The sequence below is a fragment of the Nocardioides faecalis genome (assembly GCF_018388425.1).
GTDB lineage: Bacteria > Actinomycetota > Actinomycetes > Propionibacteriales > Nocardioidaceae > Nocardioides > Nocardioides faecalis.
This window is the reverse complement of the sequence record NZ_CP074406.1, coordinates 177,746-196,373: the sequence shown is the minus strand read 5'-3', so window position 1 is coordinate 196,373 and position 18,628 is coordinate 177,746. Positions and strand designations below refer to the sequence as shown.

Sequence of the window (18,628 nt, the reverse complement as noted above, 5' to 3'; positions counted from 1 at the left end):
GCGTGGACGTCGACGAGTTGCCTGAGACCACCCCGGACGAAGCTGAAGCACCCGAACCGCCGCCCGCGGACCGCCGCGAGCGACACCTCAGCCTCGCGCTGGCCGTGCTGCTGGTGGCGCTCGTGGCCACCGCCGGCGTGCTGTGGTGGCGCCAGCGCGACGACGACCGGACGGCGGCGGTGCTGACCAGCGCGCGGAGTGCCGCGGAGACGTTCTTCGCCTTGGACCACGCCAGCATCGAGGCGGACCTGGACGCGATGGCCGAGCTCGCCACCGGCGACTTCGCGAAGGCCTACGCCACCGAGCGTGAGCGGCTCGCCGAGCAGGTGCGCACCAAGAAGCTGACGATCACGCCCTCGATCCCGGAGTCGGGTGCGGCCGTGGAGTACCTGCACGACGACGACGCGCAGGTCCTCGTCGCCGTCGACGCCACCACCACCGCCGAGAACGGGGCGGCGCAGACGGCGCACTACCGGATGCGGGTGGTGCTGGCGGAGACCGACGGCCGTTGGCTCGTCTCAGCGCTGGAGCAGGTCGGATGAGCCGCCGGGTGCTGGCGCTGCTCGTCGCCGTGGTCCTCGCCGCTACCGCGGTGGGGTGGCTGGCGACCCGTACCGATGCCGACCCGGTGCGCCCCGAGGTCGGCGAGGACGCCCGCTACCGCGCGGGCACCGTGCCCACCGCACCCGACGGCGCGGTGCAGGCGGTCGCCGAGGCGCTGCCCGAGGCGCTCGGCTACGACCACACCCGCCTCGACGACGACCTCGCCGAGGCGAAGGCGGTGATGACGCCCGCCTTCTCCGAGGAGTACGCCACCACCTTCGACGCCACCGTCCGCCCGCTGGCCACCAGCAAGCAGGCCGTCTCCGAGGCGCACGTGCGTGCCGCCGGCGTGGTCTCCTCCTCCGGCGACGACGCCGCCGTGGTGCTGGCGTACGTCGACCAGGTGCTGCTGTCCAGCGCCGCGCTGAAGAAGAAGGCCGAGCCGGTCGAGGTCAGCCAGACCCGGGTGCTCGTCGGGGTGCGCCGCGTCGAGGACCGCTGGCTGCTGGACTCCGTCGACCCGCTCTGACCGGCGCTCTGGGCTGACCCGGGCCGACCCGGAACTGACCCTGCAGGCAGGGCCGGCCGCGCTGCCAGGACATTCCCAGAACAGCGCGCACTGTCGTGCTTGCTGGTGCAGGATGAGCCGACTTCGTTCCCCCTCGGTCTGTTCCCGGAGTCCACCGAGATCCCGCTGGAGACGCCGTGCCCGCCGAGAACCCTGCCGACAAGCCTGCCGAGAAGGCCGCCCCGAACCCCGGCCGGCCCCAGAGCCCGGCCGGCGCCCGCTCCCTGCTCGTGCTGCTGCCACTGGTGCTCGTGGCGAGCGTGCTGACGCTGCTGACCGCCGCGCACCCGGCCCAGCCCCGCACCGACGCCGCGGCCACGGCCGCGGCCACGACCTCCGGCGATGCGTACCGGGACGCCCGCCAGGACGGGCGCCCCGCCGAGCAGCCGATCCGGCGCCCGAACGTGGTGCTGGTGATGGCGGACGACATGCGGGTCGACGACCTGCGCTACGCCCCGACGGTGCGCAAGGTGCTGGGCGAGAACGGGGTCACCTTCGACAACGCCTTCTCGCCGTTCCCGCTGTGCTGCCCGGCCCGGGCGTCGTTCCTGACCGGCCGCTACGCGCACAACCACCACGTCTACTGGCACGAGCGGCCCTACGGCTTCGGCGCGTTCGACGACTCCCACACCATCGCCGGCTCGCTGCGCGCCGCCGGCTACCGCACCGGCTTCGTCGGCAAGTACCTCAACGGCTACGGCGTGATGCGCGCCAAGGTCACCGGCCGCGCCTCGCTGCGCTACGCGCCCGCCGGCTGGAGCGACTGGTACGGCGCCCTGGAGAACCCGGGCGACGCGGGCATCCACGGCAGCACCTACAACTACTTCGACACGCCGTACAACATCAACGGCAAGATCAAGAACAGCTACCGCGGGCAGTACCAGACCGACGTGGTGGGCCGGTTCGGCCGCCAGCTGGTGCGCAGGTACCACCGCAGCACGAACCCGTTCTTCCTCTACCTCTCCTTCGTCGCGCCGCACCACGGCGGCCCGAGGGAGGGCGACGACCCGGGCAGCGTGCGGCGCAACGACGGCAAGCTGGTGAAGTTCCAGACCCCGGCCCGTCCGAGCTGGGTCAAGGGCCGCTTCGACCGGGCGATCAAGCGCGGCGCCGGCATGCCGAAGGACGGCGGCCCCGCCGAGGCGAGCGTCTCCGACAAGCCCGGACGCTTCAAGCGCCCCGACCTCAACGCCGCCGAGCGGCGGGCGCTGCGCGAGGTCACCCGGCAGCGGGCCGAGGCCGTCTTCGTGCTGGACCGGCAGGTCAAGAAGCTCGTCGCGACGCTGAAGAAGAGCGGCGAGTGGAACAACACGGTGCTGATGTTCACCTCCGACAACGGCTACTACCTCGGCGAGCACCGGATCCGCACCGGCAAGGTGATGGCGCACGAGCCGTCGCTGCGGGTGCCGTTCCTGGCCACCGGCCCGGGCATGCGCGACGGGTCGCACCGCAGCGACCCGATGAGCACCGTCGACCTGACCGCGACCATCCTCGACGCCGCCGGGGCGCGCCCGCCGCAGACCCCCGACGGCATCTCCCGGTGGCGCACGATGCGCTACGGCGACGCCGGCTGGGACGTGCCGGTGGTGACCGAGGCGATCCACAGCGGCCCGCGCAAGCGCCGGGGCAGCGCCTTCGCGGCCTCCGATGCCCGGACCACGATCGGCCTGCGCACCGCGCAGTACTCCTACACCCGCTACCGCAGCCGCGCCGGCGAGCTCTACGACCTCGCCCGCGACCCCAACCAACTGACCAACCGCTACCGCGACCCCGCCTACCGCAAGGTGCGCCGCGACCTGGACCGGATCTGGCGCCGCTACAAGGACTGCCGCGGCGCCGCCTGCCGGGTGCCGATGCCGGCGCCGTACGCCGTCACGCCCACCCGGGCCGCGTCGCTGACCGCGACCTACTGGCGCGGGGTGCGCAAGGAGTACGGCGGCGGCTGGTAGTCGCACCACCCGCCGGCGACCCCGCCGGCTGACCGTCGCCCTTGCCTGCGTGCGCGGGCTTTCGTACATTCGACGGCACCGGATGTGACCTCCGTCACTTCTCGGTCCATCCTGTATACGAAACGGGTGCCGGTGTGAGCTCCGAGGAGACCCACGAGACCCTCCCGCTCGACGACGTCCGCGTGGTCGAGCTGGGGCAGCTGCTGGCGGGCCCGTTCTGCGGGCAGCTGCTCGGCGACTTCGGGGCCGAGGTGATCAAGGTCGAGGACCCCGCGTCCGGCGACCCGATGCGCCAGTGGGGCCGGGAGAAGCCGCACGGCCGCTCGCTGTGGTGGCCGGTGGTGGCGCGGAACAAGAAGTCCGTCACCGCCGACCTGCGCACCGCCGAGGGCCAGGACCTGGTCCGCCGGATGCTCGAGAAGGCCGACGTGCTGATCGAGAACTTCCGGCCCGGCACCCTCGAGCGGTGGGGCCTGGCTCCCGAGCGGTTGTGGGAGACCAACCCCCGGCTGGTCGTCACCCGGGTCACCGGCTTCGGCCAGACCGGTCCCTACGCCTCGCGGGCCGGGTACGGCTCGATCGGCGAGGCGATGGGCGGCATCCGCTACGTGACGGGCGACCCCGACCGCCCGCCCGCACGCGCCGGCATCTCGCTGGGCGACTCGCTGGCCGCGACGTTCGCCTGCCTCGGCACCCTGGTCGCGCTGCACCAGCGGGAGCGCACCGGCCGCGGGCAGGTCGTCGACTCCGCGATCTACGAGGCGGTGCTGGCGATGATGGAGTCGCTGATCCCGGAGTACCAGGTCGCGGGCTACCAACGCGAGCGCACCGGCACCACGCTGCCCAACGTCGCACCCAGCAACGTCTACCCCACCGCCGACGGCGAGATGGTGCTCGTCGCGGCCAACCAGGACACGGTCTTCCGCCGCCTGGCCGCCGCCATGGACCGCCCCGAGCTGGCCACCGACGAGCGCTACGCCACCCACGGCGCCCGCGGGCACCACATGGCCGAGCTCGACGAGCTGATCGCCCGGTGGACCGCCACCCAGCCCGCCGACGCGCTGCTGGAGCTGCTCCACGAGCACGGGGTCCCCGCCGGCCGCATCTACAAGGCCGCGGACATGCTCACCGACCCGCACTTCGCCGCGCGCGAGGCGATCGTCCGGCTCACCCACCCCGACCTGGGCGAGCTCGCCATGCACAACGTCGTCCCGAAGCTGTCCGAGAGCCCCGGCCGGGTGCGCCACGTGGGACCGCGGCTGGGCGAGCACAACGACGACATCTACCGCGACCTGCTGGGGATCGACGACGACGAGCTCTCGTCGCTGCGCTCGGCCGGCATCATCTGAGAGGACGACGACATGACCTACCGGCTCGGCGTGGACGTGGGAGGCACGTTCACCGACATCCTGCTCATCGACGAGGACACCGGCGAGACCCATCGGGCCAAGACCGCCTCGACGCCGGCCGACCAGTCCGTCGGCGTGCTGCGTGGCATCGAGAAGGTGTGCTCCTCTGCCGGCATCACCATGGAGGAGATCGCCGAGGTCTTCCACGGCACCACCGTGGCGACCAACGCGATCTTGGAGAACAAGGGCGCCCGGGTCGGCCTGGTGACCACCGACGGGTTCCGGCAGGTGCTGCAGATAGCCCGCTCCTTCGTGCCCGGCGGGCTGGCCGGCTGGATCATCTGGCCCAAGCCCGAGCCGTTGGCCGCGCTGGAGGACACCGTCGAGGTGCGCGGGCGGATCGGTGCCGACGGCTCGGTCGTGACCGAGCTCGACGAGGACGACGTACGACGCGGCCTGGCCCACCTGCGCGAGGCGGGCGTCGAGGCGCTGAGCGTCAGCCTGATCAACTCCTACGCCAACCCCACCCACGAGCGACGCATCGGCGAGATCGCCGCCGAGGAGCTGCCCGACGTGCCGGTGTCGCTGTCCTCCACCGTGCTGCCGGAGCTGCGCGAGTACGAGCGCACCATCACCACGGTGGCGAACGCCGCGGTGCAGCCGCAGGTGCGTCGCTACGTGTCGAACCTCGAGGCGCAGCTGCGCGACGGCGGCGTCGAGGGCTCGTTGTCGATCCTGCGCAGCGACGGCGGTCTGGTCTCCGGCCCGGTGGCGGCGGAGAACCCCGTCAACCTGCTGCTCTCAGGCCCCGCGGGCGGCGTCACCGGGGCTGCGTGGGTGGCCGAGCAGGCCGGGTTCCGCGACTTCCTGACGTTCGACATGGGCGGCACGTCCACCGACGTCGCGTTGGTGCAGGACTCCGTGCCGCGGATCGGCCGGGAGACCATGGTCGGTGACCTGAAGGTCCGCGCCACCTCGGTGGACGTGCGCACCGTCGGTGCCGGCGGCGGCTCGATCGCGCACGTGCCGCCGCTGACGCAGGCGCTGCGGGTGGGCCCGCAGTCGGCGGGCGCCGCACCCGGCCCCGCGGCGTACCCGGGCGGCGGCACCGAGCCGACCGTGACCGACGCCAACGTGGTGCTCGGCTACCTGCCGACCCAGCTCGCCGGCGGCGAGATCACCCTGGACCGCGAGGCCGCCCGCGCCGCGGTCGCCTCGATCGCCGAGGCGACCGGCCTGGAGTCGGTCGAGGCGGCCGCCGCTGGCATCGTCGACATCGTCAACGAGAACATGTTCGGGGCGCTGCGCCTGGTCTCGGTGCAGCAGGGCTTCGACCCGCGCGACTTCGCGCTGGTCGCCTTCGGTGGCGCGGGTCCGTTGCACGCCAACGCGCTGGGCAGGCTGACCGGCTCCTGGCCGGTCATCATCCCGCCCTCGCCCGGCGTGCTGTGTGCGTACGGCGACGCGACCACCAACGCGCGCGACGAGTCCGTGCGCACCCTGGTGCGCCGCTTCGGTGACCTCACCGACGACCTGCTGCGCACGCTGCTCGAGGAGCTGGCCGACGCGGCCCGCGGCACGCTGGTCAAGGACGGCATCGCCGAGCCCGACCAGGACGTCGTCTACGCCGCGGACCTGCGCTACCACGGCCAGGGTTTCGAGATCCCGGTGACGATCGACATCGAGGCCTTCGACGGCGCCGGCGCCGGCCTGGCCTCGCTGCGCGCCTCCTTCGACATCGAGCACGAGCGGCTGTTCTCGTTCGTGCTCGACAACGAGCACGAGCTGGTGACCGTCCGCGCGACCGCCCACGGGCCGCGGCCCTCGGTCACCGCGGCCACCCTCGCCGACGGCGGCGAGGACCCGGTCGACGCGCTGCTGGAGCGTCAACCGATCTGGGTGCAGGGCGCCGAGGTGGAGGCCGCCATCTACGACCGCACCAAGCTGCGCACCGGCAACGTCGTACGCGGTCCCGCGATCGTGGTGGAGATGGACTCCACCACCCTCGTCCTGCCCGACCACGCCGCCACCGTCCACCCCAGCGGCAGCATGCTGATCCGCCCGCTCGACTCCACCCCCGCCCCCCCCACCACCGCCCCCACCCCGGAAGGCTGAGCCATGGCCCGCCTCATCGAGACCGCCACCGGGTCGCCGACCCGGGTCGACGTCGACGTCGTCACCTTGGACCTGATCGAGAACGGGCTGCGCAACGCCCGCTACGAGATGGACGAGGTGCTGTTCCGCACCGCGCTGTCCCCGGGCATCCGCGAGCAGCACGACGAGTTCCCGCTCATCGGCGACCCCGAGGGCAAGATGGTCGTAGGCCAGTTCGGCCTCTCGATCCCCGACTTCCTGGCCAACTTCGACGGCGACATCGAGGAGGGCGACGTCCTGCTGACGTCGGACCCGTACTCGTGCGGCGCCGCGATCAGCCACGCCAACGACTGGCTGGTGGTGATGCCGATCTACTTCGAGGGCCGCATCGTCGGCTGGGCCTCGATGTTCGGCCACATGTCCGACGTGGGCGGCAAGACGCCGGCCTCGATGCCCACCGACGCCCGCACGATCTTCGAGGAGGGCGTCATCATCCCGCCCTTCAAGCTCTACAAGAAGGGCGTGCTGGACGCGGACGCGCTGCGCATCATCCTCAACCAGGTCCGCAAGCCGGACTGGAACCGCGCCGACCTGAACGGCATCGTCGCCGCCTGCCGCACGGCGTCGCGCCGGGTGCAGGAGATGTGCGCCCGCTTCGGCGTGGACACCTACACCTCGGCGCTCGACGCGCTGCTGCAGCGCAACTACGACGCCATGAAGATCCTGCTCCAGGAGGTGTTCGAGGACGGCCGGACGATCTCGTTCACCGACTACATCTGCGACGACGGCGTCGGCTACGGGCCGTACGAGCTCAAGCTCAGCCTGACCCGCACCGGGGAGAAGGTGCTGCTCGACTTCTCCGGCAGCAGCCCGCAGGCCAAGGGGCCGATCAACTACTACATCAACGAGAACCTGGCGCGGATGTTCTTCGGGATCTACATGATCACCGTCGCCGACCCGCAGATCCTCTGGAACGACGGCTTCTACCCGCTGGTCGACGTCGAGATCCCCGAGGAGTCGTTCTGGAAGCCGAAGTACCCCGCCGCGCTGAACGCCCGCAACCACGGGATCGGCCGCATCTTCGACCTCTTCGGCGGCCTGCTCGGGCAGATGAACCCCGCCCTGCTCAACGCCGCCGGGTTCTCCTCCTCACCGCACTTCATGTACTCGGGCACCTACGGCGAGGGCGAGCGCAAGGGCGAGTGGTTCCAGCTCTACTCGATCGGCTTCGGCGGCATCCCGGGCCGCCCGATCGGCGACGGCCCGGACGGCCACTCGCTGTGGCCCTCGTTCGTCAACATCCCGTGCGAGTACCTGGAGTCCTACTACCCGCTGCGCATCGAGCGCTGGGAGACCGTCGCCGACACCGGCGGCGCCGGACTGCACCGCGGCGGCAACGGGGTGGACGTGGCCTACCGGTTCCTCGAGGACGGCACCATCGCGATCCACGACGACCGCTGGCTGACCTACCCGTGGGGCGTCAACGGCGGAGCGCCGGGCGCCCGCGGCCGCAAGTGGGTCGAGCGGCCCGACGGCAGCACCGAGATCCTGCCCAGCAAGCTGCACGACTTCACCGTCCGGGCCGGCGAGGTGCTGCACTTCGTGACCTGGGGCGGCGGCGGCTGGGGCGACCCGCTGGCCCGCGACCCCGACCTGGTCGCGCTGGAGGTACGCCGCGGCCTGGTCACCGCCGAGGGCGCGCGCCGCTTCGGCGTGGTCTGCGACGAGCGCGGCGCCGTGGACACCGAGGCCACCGACGCGCTGCGCGCCGAGATGGGCGAGGGCCGGCCCGACCCGCTGCCGACCTTCGACATGGGCCCGGACCTGGCCACGATCCTGGACCGCTGCGAGGAGGAGACCGGGCTGCCCCGTCCCCGTCCGCCGGTGCCGCTGTGAGCCCGGAATCGCGCGTCGACGTCATCGAGATGGCGCCGCGCGACGGGCTCCAGAACGAGGCGACGCTGCTGTCCACCGAGGACAAGGTCGAGCTGGTCGAGCGGGCGGTGCGTGCCGGCGCGCGGCGGATCGAGGTCACCAGCTTCGCGAACCCGAAGCGGGTGCCGCAGATGGCCGACGCCGACGAGCTGATGGCCGCGGTGCCGCGGCACGAGGGCGTCTCGTACGCCGGGCTGGTGATGAACCGGCGCGGCCTGGACCGGGCGCTGGCCGCCGGGGTGGACGAGGTGGACGTGGTCGTCGTCGCCACCGACACCTTCTGCCGGCGCAACCAGGGCGTGGACACCGCGGAGATGGTGGCGGCGGCGACCGGGATCGTCGCCGAGGCCCGGGCCGCGGGGATGTTCACCACGATCACCGTCGGCGCGGCCTTCGGCTGCCCGTTCGAGGGCGAGGTGTCGCCGGCCCGGCTGCGCGACGTGCTCGACCGGGTCGCCGACGCCGGTGCCGACGAGCTGTCCCTCGCCGACACCATCGGGGTCGCGGTGCCCACCGACGTCGCGGCCCGGTTCGCCCTGGCCCGGGACGTGGTCGGGGACGACGTGGCGCTGCGGGTGCACCTGCACGACACCCGGCACACCGGCGTCGCGAACGCGGTCGCCGCGGTGCAGGCCGGCGTCACCCGCCTCGATGCCAGCATCGGCGGCGCCGGCGGCTGCCCCTTCGCGCCGAACGCCACGGGCAACGTCGCCACCGAGGACCTCGTGTACCTGTTCGACCGGATGGGCGTGGCCACCGGCCTCGACCTCGACGAGGTCACCGACGCCGCCGGCTGGCTGGAGGGGCGCCTCGACAAGCACCTGCCCGGTGCGCTGCTGCGCGCCGGCGGGTTCCCGGCCGGCGCCCGAGGACCCCTCAGCCGGTGACGAGCCGGAGCAGCTCCTCGATCTCCTCGGCGGTCGGCTTGGGCAGGCCGGCCTGGCCGTGCGCGAAGCCGATGCCGGCATAGACCAGCAGCCCGGCCAGCACCCGCGCCTCGGACGCCTCGCCGCGCAGCTCCAGCAGCGCCCCCTCGACGAGCGAGAACACGAACCGGTCGCCCTCGGCGATCACCTCGGCGACGCTCGGCTCCGAGCGCGCCCACTCCCGCAGCGCCCGCTCCACGCCCCAGTTGGAGTCGTCGACCAGGTGCAGCGTCATCGCCTGCAGCCGCTCGCGCGGAGGCAGCCGGTCCAGCTCGGCGAGGTTGCGCATCGCCTCCCGGGTCTCGGCGCACCACCGCTCGGCCATCGCGGCGTGCAGCGCACCGAGGTCGGAGAAGTGCCAGTAGAAGCTGCCCCGGGTCACCCCGGCGTGCTTGCAGACCGCGTTGATGTCGACTCCCGCGATGCCGTCGGCGACGAGGACCTCCAGCGCCGCGGCCGCCCAGTCGTCCCGGGACAGCCGGCTGCCCCGGGAACGCCGTACCGGCGCCGGGGTCCGCGCGGGGGTCTGCGCCGGGGCGGCGGCCGGGCTGGGGTCCAGGGTGGCGGCCGGCACCTCGTCCTTCGTGCTCACGGGCACCAGCCTCTCAGCGACACCCCCGCGCCGTCACGACCAGGTGGGCGGAGGACCACCGATGAACCAACCGTACACATATGTACGGTTTTCGGTTAGGCTCCCGACGGCGGCCAGCGCTGGTCGCCGCATGGACCAAGGGGGAACGATGCCCGCACCGATGTCGCCGCTCAGCCGGCGCGGCCTGCTCACGGCGACCGGCCTGCTCGGGGCGGGCGCCCTGCTGCGCTCGGCCGGCCCGGCGGCGGGCGCGGACACGACGGGCGGCGGCCTGACCCGATGGCTGAAGTCGCCGCTGCTGTTCCACTCCCCCGACGTCGCGCCGTTCCGCGACACCATGCCGGTGCCGCAGGTGATCGACAGCAGCGACGTCACCGTCACCGCGCGCAACACCATGCACCGCTTCCACCGCGACTGGGACCGGGTGCCGTCGTTCGCGTACGGCGACGAGACCCACCTCGGCCCCACGCTCATCAGCCACCGCGACCAGCCGTGGCGGCTGCGCACCCGCAACGAGCTCGGCGCCCACCCCCTCGCCAAGGACGTCGACCACTCGCTGCACAACGTGCCGCACGACTTCGGCACCCGGCCGCGCACCAGCACCCACCTGCACGGCGGCGTCACCCCGCCCGAGGCGGACGGCCACCCGCTGGACTTCGTGGCGCCGGGCGAGCAGCTGACCTACGAGTTCCCGGTGCGCCAGGAGGCCACCCACCTGTGGTACCACGACCACTCCATGGCCACGACGCGGCTCAACGTCGCCGCCGGCCTGGCCGGGATGAACCTGGTCCGCGACGAGTTCGACACCGGGCGCCCGGACAACCCGCTGGGCCTGCCGGCCGGTGACTTCGAGGTCCCGCTGGTGTTGCAGGAGAAGATCTTCGGCCCCGGCGGGACCCTGAACATCCGCTCCACCTGGATCGTGCCGGAGGGCAAGTGGGAGGGCGGCGCGGTCGGCGACGTCGGCCTGGTCAACGGGGTGGTGTGGCCCGAGCTGCCGGTGGCCCGCGGGCTCTACCGGTTCCGGGTGATCAACGCCGGCTCGTTCAGCGTGTGGCGGCTGTTCTTCTCCAACCGGATGCGGTTCTGGGTGATCGGCAACGACGGCGGGCTGCTCGACGCCCCGGTCGCCACCACCGCGCTGCGGCTGTCCCCGGCCGAGCGGGTCGACATCCTGGTGGACTTCTCCGGGCTGCGCCCCGGCGAGAGCGTCGAGCTGCGCAACGACGAGAAGCCTCCCGGCCAGGCCGCGATCCTCGGCGAGGTCACGATGCCGCTGTTCTGCCGCTTCACCGCCACCTCCGCGCGCGGCTTCACCGGCGCCGTACCGGCGCGGCTGCGCGGCGGGCGGAACCGCCCGCCGGCGCTGGCCCCCCTCACCCGGCCGGTACGACGCCGGGTGCTCACCGTGCTCCAGGACACCGACGTGCGGCTGCCGCCGGCGCTGATGAGCCTGAACAACCTGGGCTTCACCACCACCGACATCGAGAAGCCGGTGCAGGGCACCACCGAGATCTGGGAGCTGGTCAACATCACCCCGGACCCGCACGCGATCCACGTGCACCTGGTGCACGCGCGGATCCTGGAGCGCCAGGCGCTGCGCAGCACCGCCTACCAGCTGGCCAACCCTCGTCCGCTGCACGGCAAGCGGTGGACCCCCGACCCCGACCGGTTCGTCACCGGCACCCCCACGCCGCCGGCGGCCTGGGAGGCAGGCCTCAAGGACACGGTCCTGTCCGACGGCAACTCCGTCACCCGGGTGCTGGTGCACTGGCCGACGGCCGAGGAGCTCGGCTTCGACCCCGACCTCGCCTTCACCCCGCAGGGCGCCACCGCCCGCGCCGAGCTGGCCGGCGACGGCCACGCCGGCCACGGCACCAGCTCGGGCAGCGGCTCGGGCGCCGGCACCGGCGAGACCGGCCCCGGCGGCGGTGCGACCACCGCGGACGGCAAGGTCCGCGGCTACCTGTGGCACTGCCACATGCTCGACCACGAGGACCACGACATGATGCTGCCGTTGCGGGTGGTGGCGCCATGAGGACCCACGTCACCGATCGAAGGAGCTCGCGATGAGCACTGCCACCGACGTCACCACCGCCCCCGCCCCGACCGGCGCACCCGGCGAGGTCTGCCCGACCCGGTTCAAGTACTGGGAGCGCAAGGACCTGCCGCAGTGGCAGCGTCGCCGCGCGTTGTTCCGCAAGCTCACCGGCCACGACCTGTTCCCCACCGACGAGCAGGCCCGGATGCTGTGCGAGGACCAGTTCGCCGGCGACCCGGTGGCCGAGCGCTTCGTCGCCGAGGTGTTCTTCGGCAAGGAGTTCGGGCACCGCAAGGGCCGGGCGATGCTGGACCAGGCCCTCGACCACGGCATCGAGACGGTCCCGGAGGCCCCGGAGTCGATGCGGGAGCTGTTCGCCGAGCTGGAGACCGTGCCGGAGTGGGTGGACCGCGACCTGGTCGAGCAGGGCGCGGCGGTGTGGCGGCGCTGGGGCACGATGCTGTTCAGCGTCGCCGGCGCGATCACGCTGGAGATCTACACCGAGGGCGCAGTGGCGATGCCGCTGTCGCTCTCGGGCGGCTACGCCGGCGACAACGCGCTGCGCCGCTTCCTGGAGACGTCGAAGTTCTGGATCGACGTCTCCCAGCCCGGCCAGCTGTTCGAGAAGAACTCCCAGGCCCGCAAGACCGCGATGCAGGTCCGCGTCATGCACGTGGCCGTGCGCAAGCGGGTCGGCGAGCACCCGGAGTGGGACTTCGACGGCTGGGGCCTGCCGATCAGCCAGACGTACGAGCAGATGACGCAGATCGGCGGCGCCGTCGCGCCGTCGCTGATGCTGTGGCTGGCCGGGGTGCAGACCACGCCCAAGGAGATGCGGGCGCTGATCCACTTCAACCGCTACATGGGCCACCTGCTGGGCGTGCAGCCCCGGTGGGCTCCGGAGACGATCCTGGAGCAGGTCCAGACGCTGATGATGACCACCGCGGCGCGCAGCTACGACGCCGGCGCGGCGGGCAAGGAGCTCATCGAGTCCTTCCCCCGGGCGTTCGCGCCGCGCGAGGGCCAGAAGGGGCTCAAGCGGCTGCGGGCGGCGTACAACTACCGGATCTACTCCGCCTACTGCCGGCTCTGGATGGCCCCGGAGACGTACAAGATGTACGACATGCCGCCAGCGTTCCCGTGGCTGCTGATCATCGCCGCCCGGTGGCCGCTGATGACCACGGTGGAGCTGCTGCGCCGGCTGCCCGTGCTCAAGGAGCTGCACGGCAACCTCATGGACGCCCACCGCCGGCAGTGGTGGGAGGCCCAGATGGAGGGCCGCCAGGCCGAGTTCGACGCCAGCAGCTCGCTGCGCCGCTGACCAGACCCATCCACAGACAGGACGACCGCACGTGGCGATCACCATCACCGAGGGCTGGAACGGCCCCGGCAGCAAGGACGGCAAGCTGACCGTCGTCGAGCCCAAGAACAACGCGCTGCACCCCAGCGACTCGAAGTGGGCCTTCGAACACTGGTACTTCGACGCGCGCCTGGACACCGGCCACACCGTCGTCGTGTTCCTGCAGAAGCGCCGCCCGGAGGAGCCGCCGAACTCCAAGCCGGTGGTCGAGATCGTCGTCTACTTCCCCGACGGCACGCGCCGCCAGATCATCAAGCACTACCCGCGGATGGCGTTCGAGGCGTCCGCGGAGCAGTGCCGGGCCCGGGTCGCGCACAACACCTGCGAGCTGGTCTCGACCGACCCGCTGCCGGTGCACCGGGTGCAGGTCGCCGAGGACGGCATCGAGTTCGACTTCACCTTCACCAACGAGCTGCCCTCGTGGATGCCCGGCGAGGGCTACACCAAGTACGGCGACACCGACTTCTTCGCCTGGGTGGTGCCCGCCCCGCGGGCGAAGGTCAGCGGGACGCTGTCGATCGACGGGGAGGACATCCCGGTCGACGGCCTCGGGTACGCCGACCACAACTGGGGCGTGGGCAACATGACCCGCGTCATCGAGCGTTGGCACTGGGGCCGGCTCTACACCGACCGGTTCTCGCTGATCTACGCGATGGTCGGCACCCAGAAGCGGTTCGACCACCACCAGTCGCAGCCGCTGATGCTGGCGATGGACGGCGAGATCATCCTGTCCACCGGCGAGCTCACGCTGACCGAGGGCCCCACGGCGTACAACGCGGATGCCCGCCGCAGCTACCCGACCTGGATCCGGATGGAGACCGAGGCCTCCGGGGACGGCGTCACCGACGCCCAGGTGACCCTGCAGCTGAACGTCAAGGACGTCATCCACGGCCACGACCTGCTCGACGACATCCCCGTCGTCGGCACGAAGGTCGGCGGTGCGTTGCTGAAGCCGATCATCCACAAGGTCGTCGGCCAGCCCGGCTACTTCCGCTTCCTCTCCGACTTCGAGCTGAGGGTCACCGTCGACGGCGCGACCACCGTCGAGACCGGTACGACGCTGCACGAGCTGGTCGCGCTCACCTGATCCGCCGTCGGGCGTGGGTCCGCTCGTGGGGGGCGGCCCGCGTCCGGCGGTGCTCCACGTACGGGCCTGCGCGAACGAGCCGGCCTACGTCTTCCGGTGGAATCGGACCTGCCCGTCGGGCAACAGCTCGCGGTCGTAGGCCGGGTCATGCATCCGGTGGTGGTCGAAGCCGCAGAACAGCTTCGCGTCCTTCAACCTGGTGTGGCCGCCCTGGCTCCACGGGACGAGGTGGTGCGCTTCGCACCACCGCGCGGGCACCGTGCAGCCCTCGGCGGCACAGGTCTTCTGCTTCAATCCGAGCGCTCGGCGGATCGCGGGGCTGAACAACCGCTGCTTGCGTCCCAGGTCGAGCACCTCACCCTGGCCGCCCAGCACCGCGGGGATGATGCCGGCCGTGCACGCCAGGCGACGGGCCTCGGTCGCGGAGACCTCCCCTGCACCGTCCGCCGTCAGCGGGGTGGTCAGGGTCGCGGCACCGAGACCGGAGCGCAGCTGCTCCAACCCGACCGTCACGATGACCGTGGTCGCATCCCCGCCGTGCTCGGGCAGCCTGCGCGGGTCGAGGTGCTCCAGCACCGTGCCGAACGCCAGCGCCAGGCGCCGGTGCCGCGGCAACCGCTCCGCCTCCGGACACGTCCCCTCGAGGCCTCGCGGGCTGGTGAACGAGTCCAGGTAGGTCCCCAACCGCCCCGCCATCGCATCGGCCAGCCGCATCGAGACCCGGGTCGTGCCGTCCCCCAGCGGCCGGAACCGCACCGACGACTTCTCCGCGGCGTGCTTCTCCTGCTCCTGCAACCGCCGCGCGTCCTCAGCGTCCGCGATCTCCGGTGCACAGACGTGCAGGATCGCGCGTCCGAGCCGCCGCAGGTCCGCGGGCCCGAACTCGCGGGCGAACCCCAGCAGGTCGGTCTCGGCCTGCGCCTTCGCCTCGACCCCGATCCGGTCGGGCAGGTCGTCCAGACACTCGGCGATGACCCGCGCCTGGTCGAGGTTCACACCACCCGACGCCATCACCGCCGCCGTCGCGGGGAACCGCCCGTCGAGCGCGTGCGCGAGCTTCTCGTCCCCACGCATCCGCACCGGGTCCGCGTGCACGGTCGCGGCGAGCCACTGCGTCACGTCGCGCGTGCCGTGCTCCTCCGCCACATCAGAAGAGACCGCCAGGGTGCGCAGCCGGAGCTCGTCGACCTGCGCCTGCAGCCCGGCGAGCTGGACGAGCAGCACTTCCTTCTCGTCCCGGTCCAGGTAGAGCGGCTGCATGTCGCGGACCTCGGCCAGCGCGTGCCGCGCAGTCCCGACGGCAGCCGTGAGCGGCTGCGGTGGGGTCTGCGTCAGCGTCATGGCCAGGCCTCCCGAGTGGCTTGCGACGTACGCCCATCCTCGCGAAGGGGTCCGACGGAACTCGGGGTCGAGGGTGGTGGTCGAGGGTGGTGGTTTCGAGGCTCGTCGCTAGCGCTCCTCACCCCTCAACCACCGGGTCGGCACGGAGGTTGAGGTGCGAGCGCCCGACGATCGGCCCGATCCGCTGCCTCGAGCCGCGGTCGGTGGCGGGCAGGGTCGCGGTCACCGGGTCAACCTAGCTGTGCCTCAGACGTCCAGAAACGCCTCCGACCGCGGCGCGCCGGTGCGATCCTGAGCGGACCCACGTCGACGAGGAGGTCAGCATGCGCGCTCACCGGTCCGCCCGCGGAGTCGTCCGCACCACGCCCGTCCGGGCTGTGCTGCTGGCCCTCGCCGCCGTGCTCCTCACCGTCCCGGTCCTCACCGCGCCGGCCCTCACCACCCCGGCGGGGGCGGACTCGTACGTGAAGATCTTCCCGAGCCGTGCGGTCGTGAAGTCGGCGCTCGGCGGCACGGGCCGGTGGGTCCCCTACCGCGCCGGTGACGTCCGGGCCCTCGGCGCGACGCCCGCCGCCTGCCGCTCCGACCTCCAGCTGCTGGACTTCCGGTTCGCCAAGGTCCGCAACTACTACGGCCACGAGAAGGGCATGCCGCACTCGGTCAGCACCCGCGCGGAGATCGCGGTCGTCGGCTACGCCTCGCGCGCGAAGGCGAGGGCCGCCGTCGCCCGTCTGCGCACCTACGCAGAGCGCTGCCCGCGGGTGCGCGAGTGGACCTGCGAGGACTGCGACGGCGTCGCGACGACGGTGCGCACGAGCGTGCGGACCCGCCGGGTCGGCACCGAGAGCACCGCATGGCGGTTCCGCGAGGTCGGCAACTTCAAGTCCAAGGGCTACGCCGTCGTGGCGCGCCGCGGCACGACGCTGGTGCGCGTCACGGTCTCCCGGATCCGCGACCCCTTCGCCGCGAAGACCGGTTGGACGTACCCGAAGCTGATCGACGAGCGCGAGGTCGTCCGGCTCGCCCGGAAGGCATTGGCACAGGCGGCTCCGCTGCGGTGACCCGGACCACATGATCGGGCGAGGCCGGGGTACCGCTCGATCATGTCCAAAGAAGAGATCATCTGGCTCGTCGTGGCGATCGTCGTCGTGCTGGCGATCATCGCCGCGGCGCTCGTGCTGTTGCGGAACCGCAAGCGCAAGCAGGCCGAGGTACGACGGGAGCGGGCCGCCCGCGCCGCCGAGCTGCGGCAGGACGCCGACCGCCAGGCCCGGGTCCTTCCCGACGCCCACCTGCGCGCCGAGGAGGAGCGAGTGAAGGCCGAGAAGCTGCAGCGCGAGGCCGATCGGGCCCAGGACCGGGCGCAGGTCGCGGAGACCGACTACCTCCAGCAGGCCGCCAAGCACGAGGACAAGCTGCGCGAGGCGGACCGGCTCGACCCCACGACCGACTCCACGGCCGGCACCGGCCGCCGACCCGAGCGCCGGCCCGAGGCGCCGCCGACTGAGGCGCCCCGATCCGAACCCTCCCAGGCCGAGACCCACCAGGCCGAGACCCACCAGGCCGAGACCCACCAGGCCGAGACCCACCAGGCCGAGACCCACCAGGCCGAGCCCCACCAGAGCGAGACCCCCCAGGCCGACATCGAGCGCGGCAGGGCCCACCATGCCGACGCCCAGCACGCCGAGGGTTCCGACGCCGGCCGTCGGCCCACCCACCGGGGCGGCGCCCACGCGAGCACCCCGCCGCCGCCCCCGCCGCCCCCGCCCGGCGCCGGCGCGCACCGCGCGGACCCGCGCACGGACGAGGAGCGGGCGTTCGACGACTACCCGCCGGGCGAGCACCGCCCCTGACACCACCGCACCCGCCACACCGGCGCGGGTGCGGTCACCCGACGCCGGCCGGCCGGCCGAACAGAAGCCCGACCGGCCGGCGTGCCGGCGCCTCAGGCGCCGTTGAAGGTGGCCGGGTCCGGCCCGGTCCGGGTGCCGTCCTCGAGCGCGTCGAGGGCGGCGAGGTCGTCGGCGGTGAGGTCGAAGTCGAAGACGTCGAGGTTCTCGGCCATCCGGGCGGGCGTGACGGTCTTCGGGATCACGATCCGGTCCTGCTGCAGGTGCCAGCGGATGACAACCTGCGCCGGGGTGCGGCCGAGCCGCTCGGCGATCGCGGTGACGGCCTCCTCGGCGAGCAGCGCGCCGCCCTTGGCCAGCGGGCTCCAGGCCTCGGTGGCCACGCCGAGGCGGGTGTCGGCGGCTTGGATGTCGCGCTGCTGCAGCAGCGGGTGCACCTCGATCTGGTTGACCGCGGGCACGATGCCGCGCTGGCTGACCACGCGGTCGAGGTGCTCGGGCAGGAAGTTGGACACGCCGATGGCGCGCACCCGCTTGTCGGCGTACAGCCGCTCGAGGCCCTCCCACGCCCGCAGGTACAGGTCGCGGCCCGGGGTGGGCCAGTGGATCAGGTAGAGGTCGGCCTCCATGCCGAGCCGCTCGACGCTGGCGTCGTAGGCCTCCACGGCGCGCTCGTGGTCGGAGTTCCACAGCTTGGTGGTGAGGAAGAGCTCCTCGCGCGGCACCCCGGAGGCCGCGATCGCGCGGCCGACGCTGCGCTCGTTGCCGTAGATGGTGGCGGTGTCGATGCTGCGGTAGCCGGCCTCGAGCGCGGCGCTGACGGCGGCCTCGGTCTCCTCGTCGGGCACCTGGAAGACGCCGAAACCGAGCTGGGGCATGGTCACGCCGTTGTTGAGGGTCACGGTCGGGATCGTCGGGTTCGTCATGCCCCCGATCCTCCACCCGAGGCGGTAAGCCCCCGGGCCCGCGGGACACGGGACCCCTGGACACGCC

General features: G+C 72.6%; 15 protein-coding genes. 12 read left to right on the top strand and 3 right to left on the bottom strand.

Going from position 1 to position 18,628, the window contains the following annotated elements:
* The first annotated feature begins 2 nt into the window (after positions 1 to 2).
* The 7 genes from KG111_RS00850 to KG111_RS00820 all read left to right on the top strand — a co-directional run bounded on the left by KG111_RS00850 (position 3) and on the right by KG111_RS00820 (position 9,325).
* Entirely contained in the window at positions 3 to 542 is a 540-nt protein-coding gene (locus KG111_RS00850) for an Rv1363c family protein (protein ID WP_205292452.1), read from the top strand.
* Positions 539 to 1,072, top strand: coding sequence for a hypothetical protein (locus KG111_RS00845; RefSeq protein WP_205292451.1), 534 nt, complete (start codon positions 539 to 541; stop codon positions 1,070 to 1,072). The genes KG111_RS00850 and KG111_RS00845 overlap by 4 nt, the downstream gene beginning before the upstream one ends.
* A 176-nt stretch (positions 1,073 to 1,248) precedes the next feature.
* On the top strand, positions 1,249 to 3,060 hold the full coding sequence (locus KG111_RS00840; protein ID WP_205292450.1) for a sulfatase family protein: 1,812 nt from the start codon (positions 1,249 to 1,251) through the stop codon (positions 3,058 to 3,060).
* Positions 3,061 to 3,194: 134 nt separating this feature from the next.
* Complete coding sequence (locus KG111_RS00835) at positions 3,195 to 4,409, top strand: CaiB/BaiF CoA transferase family protein (protein ID WP_205292449.1); 1,215 nt, start codon at positions 3,195 to 3,197, stop codon at positions 4,407 to 4,409.
* A gap of 12 nt (positions 4,410 to 4,421) precedes the next feature.
* Complete coding sequence (locus KG111_RS00830; RefSeq protein WP_213450019.1) at positions 4,422 to 6,524, top strand: hydantoinase/oxoprolinase family protein; 2,103 nt, start codon at positions 4,422 to 4,424, stop codon at positions 6,522 to 6,524.
* 3 nt (positions 6,525 to 6,527) lie between these two features.
* Positions 6,528 to 8,399: a hydantoinase B/oxoprolinase family protein gene (locus KG111_RS00825; RefSeq protein ID WP_205292447.1), complete on the top strand. Its 1,872-nt coding sequence runs from the start codon at positions 6,528 to 6,530 to the stop codon at positions 8,397 to 8,399.
* Positions 8,396 to 9,325, top strand: a complete 930-nt coding sequence (locus KG111_RS00820) for a hydroxymethylglutaryl-CoA lyase (protein ID WP_205292446.1) — start codon at positions 8,396 to 8,398, stop codon at positions 9,323 to 9,325. The genes KG111_RS00825 and KG111_RS00820 overlap by 4 nt, the downstream gene beginning before the upstream one ends.
* Here KG111_RS00820 and KG111_RS00815 read toward each other — a convergent pair.
* Positions 9,315 to 9,956: a TetR/AcrR family transcriptional regulator gene (locus KG111_RS00815; RefSeq protein ID WP_205292445.1), complete on the bottom strand. Its 642-nt coding sequence runs from the start codon at positions 9,954 to 9,956 to the stop codon at positions 9,315 to 9,317. The two genes, KG111_RS00820 and KG111_RS00815, sit on opposite strands and share 11 nt — an antisense overlap.
* Before the next feature lie 148 nt (positions 9,957 to 10,104).
* Between KG111_RS00815 and KG111_RS00810 the strand changes: the two genes are divergently transcribed.
* Genes KG111_RS00810 through KG111_RS00800 form a run of 3 tightly spaced genes read left to right on the top strand, consistent with a single transcriptional unit; the run spans position 10,105 to position 14,444 of the window.
* Positions 10,105 to 11,994 (top strand): multicopper oxidase family protein, encoded by a 1,890-nt coding sequence (locus KG111_RS00810; RefSeq protein WP_205292444.1) that lies wholly within the window; start codon positions 10,105 to 10,107, stop codon positions 11,992 to 11,994.
* Positions 11,995 to 12,025: 31 nt separating this feature from the next.
* Positions 12,026 to 13,318 carry an oxygenase MpaB family protein gene (locus KG111_RS00805; RefSeq protein ID WP_205292443.1) on the top strand — a complete coding sequence of 431 codons (1,293 nt, stop codon included), beginning with the start codon at positions 12,026 to 12,028 and terminating at the stop codon, positions 13,316 to 13,318.
* A 31-nt stretch (positions 13,319 to 13,349) separates the two neighbouring features.
* Positions 13,350 to 14,444: a lipocalin-like domain-containing protein gene (locus tag KG111_RS00800; protein WP_205292442.1), complete on the top strand. Its 1,095-nt coding sequence runs from the start codon at positions 13,350 to 13,352 to the stop codon at positions 14,442 to 14,444.
* Between the two features lie 84 nt (positions 14,445 to 14,528).
* On the opposite strand, the gene KG111_RS00795 is transcribed toward KG111_RS00800, so the two are convergent.
* Positions 14,529 to 15,785: an HNH endonuclease signature motif containing protein gene (locus KG111_RS00795; RefSeq protein ID WP_205292441.1), complete on the bottom strand. Its 1,257-nt coding sequence runs from the start codon at positions 15,783 to 15,785 to the stop codon at positions 14,529 to 14,531.
* A gap of 323 nt (positions 15,786 to 16,108) precedes the next feature.
* Here KG111_RS00795 and KG111_RS00790 point away from each other — a divergent pair, with 323 nt between their 5' ends.
* Together KG111_RS00790 and KG111_RS00785 are read left to right on the top strand one after the other, a co-directional pair.
* Entirely contained in the window at positions 16,109 to 16,846 is a 738-nt protein-coding gene (locus tag KG111_RS00790) for a hypothetical protein (protein ID WP_205292440.1), read from the top strand.
* A gap of 42 nt (positions 16,847 to 16,888) precedes the next feature.
* Positions 16,889 to 17,638 carry a hypothetical protein gene (locus KG111_RS00785; RefSeq protein WP_213450018.1) on the top strand — a complete coding sequence of 250 codons (750 nt, stop codon included), beginning with the start codon at positions 16,889 to 16,891 and terminating at the stop codon, positions 17,636 to 17,638.
* A gap of 92 nt (positions 17,639 to 17,730) precedes the next feature.
* Here KG111_RS00785 and KG111_RS00780 read toward each other — a convergent pair whose 3' ends face one another.
* A complete protein-coding gene (locus KG111_RS00780) occupies positions 17,731 to 18,561 on the bottom strand; it encodes an aldo/keto reductase (protein WP_205293092.1) in 831 nt (276 codons plus the stop codon).
* Positions 18,562 to 18,628 lie beyond the last annotated feature (67 nt).